21 protein-coding genes are annotated in these 19190 nt (G+C 41.3%); 18 read left to right on the forward strand and 3 right to left on the reverse strand.

Annotated features, from left to right (window positions below; all coding sequences use genetic code 11):
* Positions 1-286 precede the first annotated feature (286 nt).
* From GT360_RS21235 to GT360_RS21310, 14 genes are all read left to right on the forward strand, one after another.
* Positions 287-1276, forward strand: a complete 990-nt coding sequence (locus tag GT360_RS21235) for a hypothetical protein (RefSeq protein WP_164650963.1) — start codon at positions 287-289, stop codon at positions 1274-1276.
* A gap of 219 nt (positions 1277-1495) precedes the next feature.
* Positions 1496-2485: a hypothetical protein gene (locus GT360_RS21240; RefSeq protein ID WP_164650963.1), complete on the forward strand. Its 990-nt coding sequence runs from the start codon at positions 1496-1498 to the stop codon at positions 2483-2485.
* A gap of 142 nt (positions 2486-2627) precedes the next feature.
* Positions 2628-3803, forward strand: a complete 1176-nt coding sequence (locus GT360_RS21245) for a HEPN-associated N-terminal domain-containing protein (RefSeq protein WP_025502529.1) — start codon at positions 2628-2630, stop codon at positions 3801-3803.
* A 273-nt stretch (positions 3804-4076) separates the two neighbouring features.
* Positions 4077-5288, forward strand: a complete 1212-nt coding sequence (locus GT360_RS21255; protein ID WP_164650967.1) for a site-specific integrase — start codon at positions 4077-4079, stop codon at positions 5286-5288.
* Positions 5289-5838: 550 nt separating this feature from the next.
* On the forward strand, positions 5839-6081 hold the full coding sequence (locus tag GT360_RS21260) for a helix-turn-helix transcriptional regulator (protein ID WP_164650969.1): 243 nt from the start codon (positions 5839-5841) through the stop codon (positions 6079-6081).
* The gene (locus GT360_RS21265; RefSeq protein ID WP_164650970.1) at positions 6074-7315 is read left to right on the forward strand and encodes a VapE domain-containing protein; all 1242 of its coding nucleotides are present in this window, start codon (positions 6074-6076) and stop codon (positions 7313-7315) included. Before GT360_RS21260 ends, GT360_RS21265 begins: the two co-directional genes overlap by 8 nt.
* Positions 7316-7540: 225 nt before the next feature.
* Complete coding sequence (locus tag GT360_RS21270; RefSeq protein WP_164650972.1) at positions 7541-8416, forward strand: hypothetical protein; 876 nt, start codon at positions 7541-7543, stop codon at positions 8414-8416.
* 464 nt (positions 8417-8880) lie between these two features.
* A complete protein-coding gene (locus GT360_RS21275) occupies positions 8881-9501 on the forward strand; it encodes a hypothetical protein (protein ID WP_164650974.1) in 621 nt (206 codons plus the stop codon).
* A 152-nt stretch (positions 9502-9653) separates the two neighbouring features.
* The gene (locus tag GT360_RS21280; protein ID WP_164650976.1) at positions 9654-10109 is read left to right on the forward strand and encodes a hypothetical protein; all 456 of its coding nucleotides are present in this window, start codon (positions 9654-9656) and stop codon (positions 10107-10109) included.
* Positions 10110-10258: 149 nt separating this feature from the next.
* Complete coding sequence (locus GT360_RS21285; protein WP_164650978.1) at positions 10259-10792, forward strand: hypothetical protein; 534 nt, start codon at positions 10259-10261, stop codon at positions 10790-10792.
* A 690-nt stretch (positions 10793-11482) separates the two neighbouring features.
* Positions 11483-11947, forward strand: a complete 465-nt coding sequence (locus tag GT360_RS21290; protein ID WP_164650980.1) for a hypothetical protein — start codon at positions 11483-11485, stop codon at positions 11945-11947.
* 377 nt (positions 11948-12324) lie between these two features.
* A complete protein-coding gene (locus GT360_RS21295; protein WP_164650982.1) occupies positions 12325-12921 on the forward strand; it encodes a DJ-1/PfpI family protein in 597 nt (198 codons plus the stop codon).
* A 222-nt stretch (positions 12922-13143) separates the two neighbouring features.
* Positions 13144-14133 (forward strand): hypothetical protein, encoded by a 990-nt coding sequence (locus tag GT360_RS21305; RefSeq protein ID WP_164650963.1) that lies wholly within the window; start codon positions 13144-13146, stop codon positions 14131-14133.
* Positions 14134-14361: 228 nt separating this feature from the next.
* Positions 14362-14673, forward strand: coding sequence for a 4-fold beta flower protein (locus GT360_RS21310; protein WP_164650984.1), 312 nt, complete (start codon positions 14362-14364; stop codon positions 14671-14673).
* 21 nt (positions 14674-14694) lie between these two features.
* On the opposite strand, the gene GT360_RS21315 is transcribed toward GT360_RS21310, so the two are convergent.
* Both GT360_RS21315 and GT360_RS21320 read right to left on the reverse strand, forming a co-directional pair.
* Entirely contained in the window at positions 14695-15096 is a 402-nt protein-coding gene (locus GT360_RS21315) for a YkgJ family cysteine cluster protein (RefSeq protein WP_164650986.1), read from the reverse strand.
* A 121-nt stretch (positions 15097-15217) separates the two neighbouring features.
* Positions 15218-15457: an RNA recognition motif domain-containing protein gene (locus tag GT360_RS21320; RefSeq protein ID WP_164650987.1), complete on the reverse strand. Its 240-nt coding sequence runs from the start codon at positions 15455-15457 to the stop codon at positions 15218-15220.
* A gap of 179 nt (positions 15458-15636) precedes the next feature.
* On the opposite strand from GT360_RS21320, the gene GT360_RS21325 reads away from it, so the two are divergent.
* The gene (locus tag GT360_RS21325; RefSeq protein WP_164650989.1) at positions 15637-16245 is read left to right on the forward strand and encodes a LysE/ArgO family amino acid transporter; all 609 of its coding nucleotides are present in this window, start codon (positions 15637-15639) and stop codon (positions 16243-16245) included.
* Between the two features lie 86 nt (positions 16246-16331).
* Here the strand turns inward: GT360_RS21325 and GT360_RS21330 are convergent, their stop codons facing one another.
* Complete coding sequence (locus GT360_RS21330) at positions 16332-16808, reverse strand: peroxiredoxin (RefSeq protein ID WP_164650991.1); 477 nt, start codon at positions 16806-16808, stop codon at positions 16332-16334.
* A 246-nt stretch (positions 16809-17054) separates the two neighbouring features.
* Between GT360_RS21330 and GT360_RS21335 the strand changes: the two genes are divergently transcribed.
* Genes GT360_RS21335 through GT360_RS21345 form a run of 3 tightly spaced genes read left to right on the forward strand, consistent with a single transcriptional unit; the run spans position 17055 to position 19126 of the window.
* Entirely contained in the window at positions 17055-17864 is an 810-nt protein-coding gene (locus GT360_RS21335; protein WP_164650993.1) for a PhzF family phenazine biosynthesis protein, read from the forward strand.
* Positions 17865-17913: 49 nt separating this feature from the next.
* Positions 17914-18594: a M15 family metallopeptidase gene (locus GT360_RS21340; protein WP_164650995.1), complete on the forward strand. Its 681-nt coding sequence runs from the start codon at positions 17914-17916 to the stop codon at positions 18592-18594.
* 58 nt (positions 18595-18652) lie between these two features.
* Entirely contained in the window at positions 18653-19126 is a 474-nt protein-coding gene (locus GT360_RS21345) for a GNAT family N-acetyltransferase (RefSeq protein ID WP_164650997.1), read from the forward strand.
* Positions 19127-19190: the final 64 nt, after the last annotated feature.

The raw sequence follows: 19190 nt of genomic DNA on the forward strand, positions 1-19190 counted from the left end.
TAATGAACAGTCTAAGCCGCCATATTGGAGATAGACGGCAATTTGCTGTGTAATGCGACAAGTGTCATAATGAGCCATTAGCTAATGCCCTGATTTACCGTGGCTTATTTGTGCTATGTCACAAACTAGTAAAGGTATTAGGCGGCAGGGTGCGAGGAGAAAAGGCGGCTTATTGCCGTATATAAAGCGTTAGGGCTATGTGCATACAGTCTCGAATAGTACTTACATAAAATCATTGACTTAGCTACTATTGCTATCCGGCTAGGATATATATTTAGGTATTGAAATGAGCGAACAATTTAAGCTTGTTAAGCGAGCTTTTGACAAGTTTGAAAAAAAATTGAAGAAAACTAGTAAAAAAGACTCTCGGTGTATGGTTTCCAATTGTGACGAGAAGGCCATCCTGTCTCACTCACAACAACGAAACGGACAGCTAAAACATATATGCTGTGGAAGTAAAAAGGTCTATGCCTTACGAGATAGTATGGTAAAAAGCTTTGATATGCATAGTGGTGAGATGAACTTTAAATTTGTTGAAACTCCAATTTCCAAAGCGTCTACCTATCCTGGTCTATGTAACCATCACGATACGAAACTTTTTAAAGAAATCGAAAGACAAAAATTAGGTGAAATATCTAATGAACAAGCGGCATCTTTTTATTACCGTTCAATGAGCTATGAATCATACAGAAAGGAAAGAGAGCTAGAGAGGACTAAGTTTGTATATAACGAAGTAAAAGATAGCTTAAATCATGAACAGGTGTTTGGTTTATATCAAATGTGCAACTGGCATGAAAAAAACTACAACAATTCAGTGTTGGTTCAACTTGGTGAAATTGATGAAGTTATAAAAAGTAAAAACTTTGAAGAAGTCGAGTACTTTCAGATAGTTTTGGAAAAAAATGTCGGCGTATCATGTTGTTCTATGGTTAATATGCACCTTGATCTTTACCTTGAATTTTTGGAACAGTATCCTGACTATATTCCTTCATTTTCTTTTAACTTAGTGCCATTTGAAAATGAAACACATGTTGTGCTCTGTTGGCTGAAGAAAAATAGCTTATTTATGGGAGAAATTATTAAGTACATTGAGTATGACTTAGAGCATTTCTTGAATAAGGTTGTATTTTGCGAATCCGAAGATATATGTGTTAATCCAGAATTGTGGGAAGGTATCGACGCCAAAACCAAGAAAGCGATATATCATAATATGAGTCATACAATGCAAAGAGGCAGCCTTGCTTGGGAAGATGTACCAATAATCATCAAGATATAGCCCTAACAAAGCGTTTAAGACGGATTCACAACGCTTGGCGATTTCAGTTCAAGTTAGCTTAAGTGTTTAAGGTACAATGGTTTAGGTTTGGTGGATGGCGTTGTTCACCACTTAACGCGGCGTTAGGGCTATGTGCATACAGTCTCGAATAGTACTTACATAAAATCATTGACTTAGCTACTATTGCTATCCGGCTAGGATATATATTTAGGTATTGAAATGAGCGAACAATTTAAGCTTGTTAAGCGAGCTTTTGACAAGTTTGAAAAAAAATTGAAGAAAACTAGTAAAAAAGACTCTCGGTGTATGGTTTCCAATTGTGACGAGAAGGCCATCCTGTCTCACTCACAACAACGAAACGGACAGCTAAAACATATATGCTGTGGAAGTAAAAAGGTCTATGCCTTACGAGATAGTATGGTAAAAAGCTTTGATATGCATAGTGGTGAGATGAACTTTAAATTTGTTGAAACTCCAATTTCCAAAGCGTCTACCTATCCTGGTCTATGTAACCATCACGATACGAAACTTTTTAAAGAAATCGAAAGACAAAAATTAGGTGAAATATCTAATGAACAAGCGGCATCTTTTTATTACCGTTCAATGAGCTATGAATCATACAGAAAGGAAAGAGAGCTAGAGAGGACTAAGTTTGTATATAACGAAGTAAAAGATAGCTTAAATCATGAACAGGTGTTTGGTTTATATCAAATGTGCAACTGGCATGAAAAAAACTACAACAATTCAGTGTTGGTTCAACTTGGTGAAATTGATGAAGTTATAAAAAGTAAAAACTTTGAAGAAGTCGAGTACTTTCAGATAGTTTTGGAAAAAAATGTCGGCGTATCATGTTGTTCTATGGTTAATATGCACCTTGATCTTTACCTTGAATTTTTGGAACAGTATCCTGACTATATTCCTTCATTTTCTTTTAACTTAGTGCCATTTGAAAATGAAACACATGTTGTGCTCTGTTGGCTGAAGAAAAATAGCTTATTTATGGGAGAAATTATTAAGTACATTGAGTATGACTTAGAGCATTTCTTGAATAAGGTTGTATTTTGCGAATCCGAAGATATATGTGTTAATCCAGAATTGTGGGAAGGTATCGACGCCAAAACCAAGAAAGCGATATATCATAATATGAGTCATACAATGCAAAGAGGCAGCCTTGCTTGGGAAGATGTACCAATAATCATCAAGATATAGCCCTAACAAAGCGTTTAAGACGGATTCACAACGCTTGGCGATTTCAGTTCAAGTTAGCTTAAGTGTTTAAGGTACAATGGTTTAGGTTTGGTGGATGGCGTTGTTCACCACTTAACGCGGCGTTAGCAATCAGGAGAAAAATGTGGGATACCATTCAGAATTGATGATTTCAATGTGGGAGTCACCACAACTCAGTGGGCTTGACAAAAATGTATGTGCTGACTGTGTTGTAGATGAATCGTTGGCTAGTATAGTCACGGCTAATTTAAGCTCAAATTCATGTTCCTATTGCGGTGAAGAAAATGAAGAAGGTGAATTAATTGCTGCTCCATATGATTTGATCATGGAGCGCGTGTATGAATCAATATTCCAATATTACGCAGATGCACAAGATGTGGACATGCCATGGGTTGAAAAAGAGTGGTTAATGCCAGAAACCAATATATGGGATGTTATGGGAGAATTTGACCCAGGCTGGAGTGGTGAGCTTTGTGAGGACTTGATTGACAGCTCTGATGCAAGCCTTTATCTGGTTGAACATGTCAAAAATGACTGGTCTGTTGATAGTCCCTCATCTGCATTATCATATGGTTGGTCGGCATTTAAGGACCAAGTGTTATATAAGACACGGTATTTATTTTTGTCTGAACCAGAAGATGAATTTTCCTCCGGTAGACCTGATTACATTCCAATTTCAAGTATGCTTGATGCTCTCGGAGCTCTTTGTAATACAGAAGAACTTGTTACTACGATTCCTGCTGAAACTGAATTCTATCGCGTTAGAGTGAACCAACAAGATGAAGAGTTTACGGACTTTTCTGATATTGGCGTACCCCCTGAAGGAAAGGCTAGCGCTGGTCGTATGAATCCAGCCGGTATTTCATATTTTTATGTCGCCTATGATCAGGAGACCGCTGAAAAAGAAGTTATTACAGACGCAACAGAATGGTCAATCGCAAAGTTTAAATTGCTAAAGGACATCAAGGTAATCGATTTTGTCGATCTACCAAAAACACCAAGTGTTTTTGAACCTGAAAAGTATGATGCTAGGCAGAATTTATCGTTCCTCCGCGCGTTTGTGAAAGAGTTAACTTTGCCAGTATCAAAAGATGGTCGAGAGCATGTTGAATATGTGCCAACCCAAATCATATCTGAATATTTTAGATTTAGATTCAAAACAAAAGATGACCAACCTATTTTGGGGTTGCGTTACCGAAGCGTGAAGAATCCAGAGGGGATAAATATAGCAGTGTTTGACTCAAATAATGAGTCACTGAACAAGTGGTTTGAGCTGCTGTCTATCGAAAAAAATTGCTAACAAACTGTTCAAGAGGGATTCGCAACGCGTGGCATTTTTACTATGCGTTGGTTTTAGTGTTTATGGTGGTCTGCGGCGGCTTTGGTATTGCGTTGCTCACCCCTTAACAGTGGGATTTTGTTGTATTTCCCAATAAACACCAGTGAACGGGAATGTCATTTAATGCTATTAAATACAGTAATTTAAAAGTGATAAGTTTGTTCTTTCTTGTGCATTGATGTGTGCCGATATACAATATTTTTGCTACATATTCGCTACACAAGGAAATGTGCAATGGCACTTAAGCAGAAAATTACAGCCAGTTCAATCAAAAGTCTCAAGGTTGAAGACAAGCGACTTAACGACACAGAGATTAGCGGGTTTCATGCTCGAATCTCTCCCAAAGGTGCGATCAAATACTACCTGTATTACCGCATCAACGGAAAGCAGCGAAACTTTTTGCTTGGTGCTGCGAGCGCATTAACCCCTGCGCAGGCAAGAGACTTAGCCAAAGAGAAACTAGGGCAAGTGGCTAGTGGTGAAGACGTACAGGTCACTCGTCACGACGCTAAAATACAAGAGCAGAGAAATAGCCTCACGCTTAAAAAATTCCTCGATGAACACTATGAGTCTTATCTGTTTTCCTTGAATGCCAAGACCGCCAAGCAGTCGTTCATGTGTATTAGCAACAACTTCCAATTTCTTGCTAACAAGCCTCTCGTTGACATTACGTCGTGGGATATTCAGCAATGGGTATCTGAGCGCAGTAAACTAGGACGAGCACCTGCGACCATTTCTTACGCTTACAACCGACTGCGTGCTGTTTTTAACCGAGCTGTCGAATGGGGATTCATCGAATCTCACAATCTCGATAGTGTCAAAATTCCTAAGATTGATAACAAACGTATTCGGTACTTATCCGAGTCCGAAGAAGCTGCCTTGCTCAGTAGCCTTAAAGCGAGAGATGAGCGCTTAAAGCATCACTATCTCGATAAGTATGGGGTTAGGGCTGAAAAACGCGTCTCACAGCGTTATATCGACTATTTAGAGCCATTAGTGACGCTCGCCATGAATACGGGCATGCGTAAAGGGGAAATGCTGAGTTTGGAGTGGTCACATGTAAATATGGAAGATCGTTATCTCACGGTGATCTCCGAAAATGCCAAGTCCAAAAATAAGCGTACCATTCCTTTGAACAAGACGGTTTATGACATGCTGACCATTTGGCGGGCACAACACCCCCAAACAACGTTAGTTTTTGAACGAGAAGACGGACAGCCGATTGATACTTATCAATACCAATGGGAAACGTTACTGAAAGACGCCAACATTGAGAACTTTCGTTTTCATGACTTACGACATCATTTTGCGAGTAAGCTCGTGATGAAAGAAGCCGATCTCAATGTCGTTCGTGAGTTACTTGGCCATGCTGATTTGAAGATGACCTTGCGGTATGCTCACCTTGCCCCCAAACACAAATCCGCAGCGGTAAACCTAATAGGCTAGCGTGTTAGCTTAATAGGCTTAAAGCAGCGTCTCCTCAATGGCGCTTGAAGCCTTATGGAATGCGGTTTAAAGCCTAACGGATACCAGTCGATTTTGTGCAGTCATTTCACCTGAAAATGTGCCCGTTTTAGCCACAATTTGTACCAATTTTGTTCAATGGAATATTATGTAAGCAGTTACTATCGCAATAATCCTTATTTTCAATTGGCTTAAGCTGTTTTTATTTAAATGCTTACCTAAGCTGCACTCTTGCTTCGTTACGGCTTAAATTTTGCCCTGATTTTTATTGTTGATGTCTTATTTTACAAGGCTTCCACTGGCTATAGCCGGCAACATAGTCGAGTTGGTTATTTCACTGTTTTTCATTTCTTTTTCTGGGGTAATAGTGTGAAAGACTACTTTTCTGTTCAAATATCACTCAATTTAAGGGTGTTTTGTGAAGTTGGCCGCGCTGCAAAATTGAGTTAAGCCTATTAGGTTAAACTTTTTGTGGTGGGCGCAAGTTTTCGATTTGATTGAAGTACATTCATAAACAAGGAAACACAATAGAATGAACTCAACAAACATTGAAAAACGCGCATATACAGAACAAGAGACAGCAGCCTATATTGGTATGAGCCGTTCGTTCCTTCGGCAGTCACGTATGGAGGGGCAACGTAAAAATCGTACCGTCGCTCCACCTTTCATCAAAATAGGTCGAGCGGTGCGCTACTTGAAAGAAGACTTAGACCAATGGTTAGACAACCATTCAAAACTCAATCATCTAGTGTGTGTAGGGGGGATGAATGCGTAGTCAAGGACGTCAGGTTAATTTTCCCCATGTTAATCATACAGACTCAGGTAAGCCAGTGGTGTTGAACACCGCTGATAATCTTGCTGTGTTGTTGGACATTGCAGGGTATTGCATCAAACAGAGCCAAATGACACTGGAGCCAGTATTGTTTGAAGGTGATCGTTGCTCAAATGACAGTGAACTTGCGAGAAGTAAGCTCATTTCATTGGCATCTATTCATGGGTTGCCTAAGTCAGCCATTGATGACCATCTTAATGCTGTGGCGCAGGCAAATGCTTACCATCCTGTGAAAGAATGGTTGAGCGGGGAGTGGGATGGAGCCGGTCGAGTTGATAGCGCGCTCTCGTGTCTAGCGACTAAAAATCAATCTTTGACAAGTCAGGTGCTTAAGCATTGGCTTGTTGGGTGTGTGGCCTGCTTATATGTCCCCAACTTCAAATCAAAGCTAGTTCCGGTCTTGCAAGGGAAGCAGTCATATAAGAAAACAGCGTTCGTCGAACGCTTGGCCAGTGTTGTCCCGAATGCGTTCTTAGAAGGCGCAGAGCTGAACCCAGACAACAAAGACAGCGTGCTCTCTGTGATACGCTCTTGGATAATTGAGCTTGGAGAGTTGGAGCGCTCGACAAAGAACTGTCAGGGCGCATTGAAAGCGTTTATTACCCGCTCTTGTGATACCGTTCGACCCCCTTATGCGAAAAGTGACATTAAGAAGGCTCGACAATCTAACTTAATCGCAACGGTGAATGGTACGGATTTCCTGAAAGATGAAACGGGGAATTCCCGTTATGCCGTCATCGAGCTGATTGATGAAACAGACATGGAAAAGTTGAATGAGCTGTTGGGTTGGGAATATTGCCAGACTGGCGAACTCAAATTGGTTGAGCCTGAAAAACTCCGTCAGTTCTGGCTTGAAATTAAGCATCTGTTTTTTGTCTCAAAACATCCTTGGGTGTTATCGAGTGAGCTACAAGCTCAGGTTGCAAAAGAGTCAACCAAATTTGTGGACAAAGGCAACTGGTACAACGTTATTGATGACCACATGAATACTTGCAGAGACAAAGCCAAGCAGTGGCTATCGACGAAGCAAATTTGCGAAGTATTGCGCATCGACGCGTCAAAAGTGAATGTGGTTGGCAAAGCCTTGAACCAACATTCGACAGAAGGGCGGCTTGATAAAAAAATGTCGAATGGTTGCAGCCAGTATTGCTTCCCGTCCATTGAACCTAATTTCTAGATCCATTAAGTGACAAAGCTACCCCTACTACCCCTACCAGTAAGTGGAGCAGTAGGGGTAGCTTTCTATCAATTTGAATTTGAAAACTTCGCCTCAGCCTTAAAACAATACTTACTACCAGGTACTGTGATAGAAAACGATATGACACGCTCGCTCACCATTGCAACTACTTGAATATCGAATGGCTTGCTGATTTAATGAAACATTATAGAAGAGGAGTTGCTTATGATAGTGTGTACTTATCGCGTAGATGGTAGTGATTGCACTACAGAGCAATATCAAGCCAACCCCGAAAAATACCGTGGACTCATAGACTGTACCGAATGTGGTGTAAAAACTTGGTTCGTGAAAAGTTATAAGACGGACAAAATTGATCGAATGGCTTGTTTTGCTGCACGACATTTGGAGGGGTGCAATGCCTCAACCGTATTAGTTAAATCCGATGGAAGCGAAGATGAAAATGACGAAGGCGAACTTTCGCACAATATTCGAGTTGATCTCGATAAAGCGGGAGCCAAACAGCTGTACGTATCCAAGGACAATGACAAGCATGGCGATGAGCCTTCATCAAGACTCAGTTCAATTCCAAATATTGGCATTGGAGGGGGGGCAGGTTACCCTTTAAATAAGTCATTGCGAGCGTTGCTTACCAATTTATGCCGGAATCCGCATTATGGTGATAAAGGCCAAACAATTAAAATCGTGGCTGATGGTGGTCGAGAAGTCATTAACGACACCCTGAACAATTGTTTGGTTCCCATTCAGACAGCTAGTGAAGAACATGTAGGAAAGGAATATATATTTTGGGGGCCAATTAATAATCTAAATATAGACAAGAAAGGTACACTTTGGCTTAACTATGGCGATTACAGAACAGAGCCAAGTGTTAGTCTCTCATCAAACTTAAAGGAAGAAGTTCTCCGTAACTTCAAAGTTAAAAATATTGAGGAGTTGGATGGCGCTGATGTAATTATCGTAGGGCATGTAGGAATATCACCGAACCACAAGGTCATCATATCAACTGCTTTTACCAAGTACTTGTCTTTCAGAAAGGTACAAGTTGTTGACTTGGAATCAGAAGGGGAGTTAGAGTCTTTTTAATGACTGTTTTCTTAACATGTCTTGTCCTCTTCGTGTGTCGGCGGCACCCAACCTCAAAAATTACAGTGAAGTGATTTACCCCACTTTTTCAACTATGTGTAACCCATAGCAAGTCAGGGGCCCACGTGCTGTGCTTATGGAGCTCATGCTCTTTTTCAAGGGAGCTTGGATCAGATCATGCTGAAACATAAAATCGGCGATTTTTGTGCATAAAGGCAGATTGTAAAGTCATAATGGTCAGTCTATGCCGTTATATGGATGATAGACGGCAATTTGCCGTGCAAATTGACAAGTGTAATAATGAGTCATTAGCTAATGCTCTGATTTACTGTGGTTTGTTGGTGATACGTTACAAATTGGTAGAAGTGATAGGCGGCAGGATGATAGTGGAAAGGGCGGCTTATTGCCGTATATAAAGTTTTAGAAACCTCTTCAACTTTGATAACTAATACAGGAGCTATATTTTGGCTGGTAAAATACTAAAGACCGTTTGGAAGGCTACACAGAATATCGTGGGTTGGGCTGGATTAGCGATTGCTTGCTATACTCTTTACAGCCAAACTATTGGTAAGAATCATGAAATGACAATTGTAGTTACTTCGATTGATGTACACAGAGATCAATTAATCTTAGGGGTGCTTTTTAATAACTCAGGTGACTTTATCGAAACAGTCATTGATGGTGGTATTTCGCTACCAACTAGCGAGTATTCCTCATATGGTTACCACTTGCAAGAATGCTTCACCCCTATCTCTATTAAGGAAAAGGATGCGGTCCATAAATATTTTCGTGTACATGTGCCTCTAGGTGGAGATCATAAAAGTGAAACGCAAACGGTCACTCGCCCGTTACACATAAAGTATGACATAGTTATGCCTGATGGTGCTGTTTCAACTCAAAATAAAGAACTTGGCACTATTAGTCACAGATTATCCGATGGACTTATCGAACGAATTGAAGGTACATCAAGCTTGCTAACTGTGGATTTTGAAGTTGGCGGAACGCGAGATATCGGAAACCATTACATACCAGAAACTTATGACTATGACCTTGCAAGATATTCTGGCTGTAAGTTTGGTGTGTAACGGTTTCTACCAAAGTGTTTAAGACGGATTCACAACGCTTGGCAATTTTAGTTTGATTCAGATTAAATGCTTACAGCACAATAATTTAGGTTCAGTGATCGCGTTGTTCACCACTTAGCGCAGCATTATATTTCAATCGGAGAAAGTAGGTTATGGAGTTTATTCAACAGATCCTTGTTGGTATTACAATAGCAAGCATAAGTGCAGTTGTTACTGTGAAGCTTTCCTTAAATCGTTTTAGAGCCGAGAAAGTATGGGAAAGAAAACTGCAAGCCTATGAAAATGTGATAGATGCATTTCATCAGATCAAAAAGTACTATGACGAACACTATAGTTCTTCTTTGACGCAAACTAGAATGTCAGAAGAACAGAAAGAAGAACTGTCTAAAGCACAAGTTAAAGGTCGAGCTGAGCTTAGTCGTGCGATAGATATTGGTGGTTTGCTTCTCAACTCAAATGCTATATTGGCCGTTGAATGCTATTTATCGAATTATCATAACTGCCCCGACTTCGATTTCTACGAAGAGCATTTGGACCATAATTGGAGCATCACAGATAAAGCACTCAAAGAATTTATCGTCCATGCAAAGATTGATTTAGAAAAGTAAGCTTCAAAAACATAACAAATTGCTTAACAGGGACTACTAAGGCTTGGCCACTTTCATTCAAATCTGTTTCAGTGCTTAGGCCACAAATTTTAAGTTGGGCGGTATTGCGTTATCGTCCGTTAGCAAGGCGTTATGTTCACGGAGATTATATGGAACAAAGAGAACGAATTGAGAACTTTAGTTGGGTTCTATCAGATCTAATCATTGATCTTGGTACCTCATCTAAATATTACCGAGAGTGCATTTCTAGTTCAGATTACGAACCGCTTAAGAATAAGTATCATTTAGGTCAGGTTCGTATGTGTCACATGTGGACAATAGTTTCTCTATCGAAGTTGTGTGAAGCGCTGAAAGGTTATGCTGATGAGCTAAAACTCTGTTGTACCGAAGATATCGTAAAAAGTACTTGGAAGTTTAAAGCTGAAATTGAAGAGAAAAGAGTATATGAATTTCGTAGCAAGTATGCAGCTCATGTATTTGACAAAGATACTAATCAACCTCTAGACCTGAAGACTGGTTATAGCAAGCTTACTTCTATTGTTGGCAATACAACTGATGAAGTAATGGAGTTCTATGATTGGATTAACCCAAGAGTTGAAACAAACAATGACTTACTTTCTCAGCTGGTGAAGATTAATGGTTGCCTTGAGAGGTACCTTGGCGGCATATCCTCAAGAAAGTGAACTTAACAAGGCGTTTATGACGGATTCAAAACGCTTGGCATTTTTGGTTTGAGTCAGGTTTAGTGTTTACGGCACAATGGTTTAGGTTTGGTGTTCGCGTTGTTCACCACTTAACCTAGCGTTATGTGATTTGTCAAAAGTGACACAGTGCATAATAAGACAATCCAAAATTGTATATGCTTGTATTTTGTAACAAGGATAGGTAGCTGATTTATGGGAAAATTGATTTCAACTCTCTTTAGTTGGGCCGTTATGAGCCTATGGCTGTTGTTACCATTAGGCTGGGTTTATTGGCTATGGGTGGCAATAAAGTTTGGTGGTTTCGCAATGTTTGCATTGGCCCTATTCCCAATTACGACACCAATTGCAGCTGTCTTAGGTGGTTGGTCGTTCTTATTTGGATTGCCTGATTGGGTAGTCAGTATCTTTATAAGTTGACGTCCAATAGCTTACACATAACAAATCGCTTAACAGGGACTCCTAACGCTTGGCTGATTTCATTCTAATCAGCTTTAGTGTTTAGAACACAAATTTAAAGTTGGGTGGTACAGCGTTATCGCCCGTTAGCAAGGCGTTATGTGCCGCCAAGATGACGAAATCATGCTCGTTTTAAATCAACTAGAAGTTTCTGGCTCTCATTGATAACCTTACTGGTAATGCGCCAACTATTCACAAAAGGCTAGTAATTACATGTTTAAGCGATTCTTCACAAGAAATCACTCAGAAAAAAGTAGAATGATTGAGGAAAGTGTTTATGAAATTGTTGCTGATGAACTAAGTAGGGACGAGAAAAGGCCAGGGCTTTGGGCTAAAGCCATGGCTCTTTCTGAGGGCGACAAAGACAAAGTGGAGAGCATTTATATTAAATTGAGAGCAATTTCTATTTCAGATGAAATGAAGCTTAAACAAGAAGCTGAAGACCTAGCCTCTAAAGCCATACTTGACGAAAAAAAACGCCAAACTCATGATCCTTACGGAGGTGAACAGGTTAATAAAGGGCGTTTTGCTATCTATATCAAGAATGAACGCTATCATGTAGTTGATACTGATGATTTTTTTAGCCCAGACGAAATCAATGACTTACTCAAATGTGGTTATAAATACGTTACTAATGTACAAGCTAGTTCCAAAGAAGAGGCGCTATATAAAGTCTAACTAAATGCATATACATTGCATCAGCAGGCACATAACAAATTGCTTAACAGGGACTCCTAACGCTAGGCCACTTTCATTCAAATCGGCATCAGTGTTTCGGGCACAAATTTAAAGCTGGGTGGTATAGTGTTATCGCCCATTTTTAATCTGAACGAAATGGTTTAGATCTGCACACCTATGACGTTCCTGTTCAAAAGCATGTTGTTGCCATCTATGGCCAAATACTGATATTACAGATCTAATGTGTATTTGAGCTACATATATGCTACATGGGAATTTGTATTGCGCTAGCTTTCCATCTTAAGCATTTGTTTTTTATTGGCTTTTTTCTTTTGGTGTTCACCCCTTAACAGGGCGTTAGGCAAATAGGAGCAGATATGGATATCGCGGTACTAACATTTGACGGATTTAATGAACTTGATTCATTCATAGCAGCGGGAATTTTGAACCTAATGAAAGACGCTGGTTGGAATGTGCAAATAACGAGTCCATCTAAGTACATCACTTCAATGAACGGAGTTACAATTCAATCTCAACAGCCTCTAGAGTTTGCGAATCAAGCCAACGTTGTATTGTTTGGTAGCGGTGTACTAACGCGCGATATTGCTCAAGACAGAGATATACTTTCAAGGTTAAAGCTAAACCCTGAAACTCAGTTAATTGGTGGGCAATGTTCAGGTACTTTGCTCATGTCTGTGCTTGGTTTACTACATCAAATACCAGCTTGTACCGATTTAACAACGAGACCTTGGGTTGTCGAATCAGGAGTGACTGTTTTAGAGCTGCCATTTTATGCTGATGGCAATCTTGCAACAGCAGGTGGTTGTTTGTCATCAAAGTACTTAGCAGCGTGGGTTATTAGTAAGTTGTCGAGTAGGGTGGATGCTGAATCTGCAATTCACTATGTCGCGCCAGTCGGTGAAAAAGAAAGCACTGTTCAGCACTGTATGTCAGTAGTCAGTGCATATCTGTAGAATTTGCCTAACAAATTGTTCAAGAGTGATTCGGCACGCGTGGCATTTTTACTATGCGTTAGGTTTAGTGGTTAAGGTGCTATACGGAAGCTTTGGTATTGCGTGCCTCACACCTTAACAAGGCGTTAGGGCTATGTGCATACAGTCTCGAATAGTACTTACATAAAATCATTGACTTAGCTACTATTGCTATCCGGCTAGGATATATATTTAGGTATTGAAATGAGCGAACAATTTAAGCTTGTTAAGCGAGCTTTTGACAAGTTTGAAAAAAAATTGAAGAAAACTAGTAAAAAAGACTCTCGGTGTATGGTTTCCAATTGTGACGAGAAGGCCATCCTGTCTCACTCACAACAACGAAACGGACAGCTAAAACATATATGCTGTGGAAGTAAAAAGGTCTATGCCTTACGAGATAGTATGGTAAAAAGCTTTGATATGCATAGTGGTGAGATGAACTTTAAATTTGTTGAAACTCCAATTTCCAAAGCGTCTACCTATCCTGGTCTATGTAACCATCACGATACGAAACTTTTTAAAGAAATCGAAAGACAAAAATTAGGTGAAATATCTAATGAACAAGCGGCATCTTTTTATTACCGTTCAATGAGCTATGAATCATACAGAAAGGAAAGAGAGCTAGAGAGGACTAAGTTTGTATATAACGAAGTAAAAGATAGCTTAAATCATGAACAGGTGTTTGGTTTATATCAAATGTGCAACTGGCATGAAAAAAACTACAACAATTCAGTGTTGGTTCAACTTGGTGAAATTGATGAAGTTATAAAAAGTAAAAACTTTGAAGAAGTCGAGTACTTTCAGATAGTTTTGGAAAAAAATGTCGGCGTATCATGTTGTTCTATGGTTAATATGCACCTTGATCTTTACCTTGAATTTTTGGAACAGTATCCTGACTATATTCCTTCATTTTCTTTTAACTTAGTGCCATTTGAAAATGAAACACATGTTGTGCTCTGTTGGCTGAAGAAAAATAGCTTATTTATGGGAGAAATTATTAAGTACATTGAGTATGACTTAGAGCATTTCTTGAATAAGGTTGTATTTTGCGAATCCGAAGATATATGTGTTAATCCAGAATTGTGGGAAGGTATCGACGCCAAAACCAAGAAAGCGATATATCATAATATGAGTCATACAATGCAAAGAGGCAGCCTTGCTTGGGAAGATGTACCAATAATCATCAAGATATAGCCCTAACAAAGCGTTTAAGACGGATTCACAACGCTTGGCGATTTCAGTTCAAGTTAGCTTAAGTGTTTAAGGTACAATGGTTTAGGTTTGGTGGATGGCGTTGTTCACCACTTAACGCGGCGTTACAACTTTCACGAACTTCAAGCCAACTCTCAGAACTTACTTCAATCTAGTTGCATAATGCAGTGATGTATTATTCCATAATTTTTAAGAGGTTATACATCCACAATGCAGCATCTATTTGACTCTTCTGGTGATTGGTTAGGTTTTAGAATTGGCAAAAATGTCTACAACTCAGACGGTGATTGGGTTGCTTGGTTACCTTGGGAAGATGATGATGTGGTGACAACGGATGGAGATTACTTAGGCACGATCACCAATGGCAATCGCTTGTATCATTTCAGTGACAAACCTCGTCGTGGATATCCGGGGTATCCTGGTTACCCCGGTTATCCGGGATACCCTAGCTATCCTGGATATGAAGGTTATGCATCCTTACCTCTCGGCGCTCGAGATGTCACTATGCCTAGACCTAAGTAAAAGGCTCAGAACATCTAACTTCTAGAAATCAGTCGGTGGGCGACTTGAACTCATGAGTTGATCGAGTTGCTTTTGAGCCTTCTTGGGATTTTCAAGGTCAACAACTTCGATCATTTCACACTCATCTCTCACCATTTCATTGATTAGGCTCGGGTAGTGGCGACAGTCTTCGGGTCGATCTGGATAAATACTGCATGTGTATTTATCCTTTTCTTCTGCGTTGACTTTTGGGGCTAATTCTAAAAACGGGCAGCGGTTTAGTGGCTCTCTTGTCTCGGGATCGAACCAAATTTTGCCATCTTTCACATACTCGAAAATCTCTGGGTTAAACAATTCCCATAGGTCGATTTCTTCTTGTGTGGCCGCTAAGTCGCCATCACCATACTTGATGCAGCATTTTCCGCACTGGTTACAGTCTTTCATAACGCGTGGCGTCCTCGCTTCAAATGAATGTTGTGATTAGTAAACTATGGTTTAGGGAAGGGGTTGATACAAGTGAGAATGGAAAAGGGAGCCGAGATACGATGACTCCCTTTTAGATGATTTAGCTTTGAGTGAATTTAACTCGAATTGTGCTCTTAGCGACCTTAGTCAGGTTCAAGCTGTTCAATGCTGCCTTAGCTTCATCTTCGTCAGGCATTTCAAGGAAAGCGAAGCCCTTTGATTGACCTGTCTCTTGGTCTAGAACCAAATCGCATTGAGTCACCTTGCCGAGCGCTGAGAATAGCACTCGCAGTTCTTGTTCTGTTGTGGTTCGCGCTAGATTGCGTACTAAAAGTTTCATAATATGTTGCCTAGTTTAAGTTGCCCCGCAATTCTCTCAGGTATGAGCAAGCAAACCAAGCAGTGTTTGGCTTTAGGGCGACATTGTGCAATTCACTACTGACAAGTGTTGCAGATGGATTGTCACGTAACAGATTGTTAAATATAACGATAGGGTTATAAAGATAAGGAAAGTCATTAATGACCACGTATTTAGCAGGTTTTTCTTTGGGCCTGTCTTTGATTCTGGCTATCGGCTCGCAGAATGCATTTGTGCTCAAGCAGGGTTTAAAGAAAGACAATGTGTTTCTCATTTGCTTGGTGTGTGCGGTTTCCGATGCCATTCTCATCAGCTTAGGCGTCGCTGGCTTTGGCGCCATCGTCACAACGTATCCTCAGATAGAAATGTTTGCTCGATATGGCGGGGCTTTGTTCTTATGTGTCTATGCGGTTTTGAGTTTCAAGACGGCCTTTACCACTGACCACGCGCTTGAAGTCAGCAAAGATGCACCTAAATCTGCCATGAGCGCGGTACTGATCTCTCTCGCGTTTACCTGGCTAAACCCTCATGTGTATTTGGATACTGTGGTGTTGTTGGGTTCGATTTCAACTCAATATTCACCCAACCAACTGGTGTTTGCTTTGGGAGCCATAACAGCGTCGTTTGTGTTTTTCTTTTCTCTTGGTTTCGGAGCACGGTTGCTGGCCCCTATATTTTCAAAGTCCAAGTCTTGGAAAGTGTTGGAGGTGTTTGTGGGTACAACGATGCTCGTCATTGCCTATTTCTTGATAGTGGGAACAAGCGCCTGATATTGCGTTAATTATGATTCACTCAACGTTATACAAACGATAGAGGTTCAGATTAAACCATTCTGAACCTCTATGGCTCACAGAGTTTATTTGAGAGCAGCCAGAATGGTCTCGGCCTTACTTGCTTCAAACTGCTTAGGCTCTTCGACATTAAGTAGTGTCACAACACCGTTTTCAATGACCATCGCGTATCGCTGTGACCGCACTCCGCCGAAGGCTGCTGTGTCCATCTCAAGACCCAACGCCTTGGTAAAGCCAGCATCACCATCACCCAACATCATAATTTCTGACGTGTTCTGTGCTTCGCCCCAAGCTTGCATAACAAAGGCATCGTTAACGGAAACACAGGCAATGAGATCGACACCCGTTGCTTTAATTTCGTCAGCTAACACTACGTAGCCCGGCAAATGCGCCTCAGAGCAGGTTGGCGTAAACGCGCCAGGGACGGCAAACAGTACTACTTTTTTGTTAGCAAAAAGCGCATCTGTATTGTGGTTTACCATGCCTTCAGGGGTCAGCTCGCTAAGCGTAGCGGTGGGGATACTTTGTCCTTTTTGAATCATTTTTGCTTTCCTTGTTGTTTATGTCTTCAACAGTGTAGCGGTCAAAGTCATAAGGGACCACCTACAGAATTTAGGGGTATCAATAGGGCTACGCTGAACGAAGAGAACAATGCGTTTGAGATGAAGAAGTGACAAGTGGGATTTTGCATTTGATTCAGCTTTCCTGTCTGCGGCACAATGACTTAATCAATAGGGCGTTGCTGTTGACTCAACACATCACGACCCTGCAATTATTAGGAGAACGTAATGGATTTAGATATCTACCAGGTGGATTCATTTACAAGTGAAGCCTTCAAAGGCAATCCTGCGGGTATTTGCATTACCCATGATGGCTTGAGTGAGCACCTGATGCGCTCGATTGCGCAAGAAATGGCGGTGTCTGAAACCGCATTTTTGTCTTTATCTGATATGAGGTTGAGGTGGTTCACGCCTGAGGCTGAGGTTAAGTTGTGTGGTCATGGTACGCTGGCGGCTGCGCATATTTTAAAACAGAGAGGGCAGGTAAAGGCTGGTGAGGAGGTTCAATTCGAAACCTTATCTGGCACCCTAACCGCTCGGGTTAACGAAGCGGCTATCGAACTGGATTTCCCATCACCGATTATTGATTTTGGTCTTTCTCCATCTCTTGACCTATTGGAACAGTTGGGGATAGACGCAGACAAGGTGGTTTCGTTTGGTCGCTTCGACTCAAAGGAGTTTATTGAAGTTGAAAGCGAAGAGACTGTGTTGAATCTGACTCCAAATTTTGATGCATTGAAACAAATGGCGGGGCGGGGTGTGTTGGTGACGGCACGCGCAGAGAGCAGAGAGCTCGATTTTGTTTCAAGGTACTTTGCACCTTGGGTCGGGGTTAATGAAGATCCAGTCACTGGCTCAGCGTATTGTGCTTTAACCGTATATTGGTCTGAGAAACTGGGTAAGTTACAGCTTAAAGGCTATCAAGCCTCGGCGCGTGGTGGTTATGTGGCTACCGAAAGCTTACCTAATGGTCGTACTAAGCTGATAGGTTCTGCGGTTACCGTCATCGAAGGCAAAATGCGCGTGGCGACCACTTAACCTTTTTCTCAATAATCTCTTTTTTCAATAAACGGTTAAAGGAATAACGTTGAATCATATCGATATATCCTCCCCCAAAGTGACGGATATTCCCGTCACGGATATGGGCGAAGAGCTGGTGTCTGTTCGAGGGATCATTGAGCTTGGCCCGCCTCCAGAAAGTGTAGAGACGAGAGAACATTACCATTGGGTGCGTAAAGAGGTTTTGGCTAGGCTGCAACGAGCTCAAACGCTGCTGCCCTTGGGTTTAAAAATACGCTTGTACGAAGGCTACCGTTCTCCCCAATTTCAACATACCTTGTTTCAAGAACAGCTTAAGCGCGTGTTTGTTGATAACCCCAACCTGTCGGAACGAGAGGTTTATGCCATCGCTGCTCGACTGGTGGCGCCAATAAAAACCTATGATGGCGTCGATTTGTATCCGCCTCACAGTACTGGTGGTGCGGTTGATGTCGAAATTATTGACGAGCTTGGTCAGGTGATTGATTTTGGTATGGAGATTAAAGATTGGTCTCGCGTGGATGAAAGCCTTTGTCAGACTGAAGTCGTTGGTCTACCTGAGAGGGCTAAAAACAATCGGGCACTGTTGAACTCCGTGATGGAAGCGGCGGGCTTTGTGAACTATTCGCGTGAATGGTGGCATTTCTCATATGGGGATCAATATTGGGCCTGCTTAACGGGTCAAACACACGCTATGTATGCCAGTGCTGGTGCTGGTTTAAAAAGGTAGTGAGGTGCTGTTTAGCGTGGCATTATGACAAAAAGACAATCAATACAAAGGAACTGTAATGATTATAAGCAACACATTAGAGCCCGGAGATTTAGGACAAATCGTCAAACAACATGGGCTGTTATACGCCGCCGAGTATGGCTATGACTTCACATTTGAAGCATACGTAGCAGAGCCTTTGGCTCAGTTTGCGATTCGGAAAAATCCGCGTGAAAGGATCTGGTTAGCCAAGCTCGACGGTGAGTTAATGGGCAGTATCTGTATTTGTGAACAGTCGGCATCGGTTGCTCAACTTCGCTGGTTTTCTGTCGCGCCTCAGGCTCGAGGTCAGGGATTGGGTAAAACACTCATTGATCACGCACTTAGCTTTAGTATTGAGCAGGGGTACTCTAAAGTCATACTGTGGACGGTGGCAGGGCTAGCAGTCTCAAAAGCACTGTATTTGAGGAACGGCTTTCAGTTAGCCTTTGAAGAAGAGCGCGAACTCTGGGGGCAGCCACAGGTAGAGCAATGCTATGAGAAGCACTTTTAATGCTCTGCTTTGACACTCGTGCTCGCCATTGAAATCCGTTCAATTCATTACAAATAGAGGGCCC

Origin of the sequence: Vibrio astriarenae (assembly GCF_010587385.1) — a bacterium.
GTDB lineage: Bacteria > Pseudomonadota > Gammaproteobacteria > Enterobacterales > Vibrionaceae > Vibrio > Vibrio astriarenae.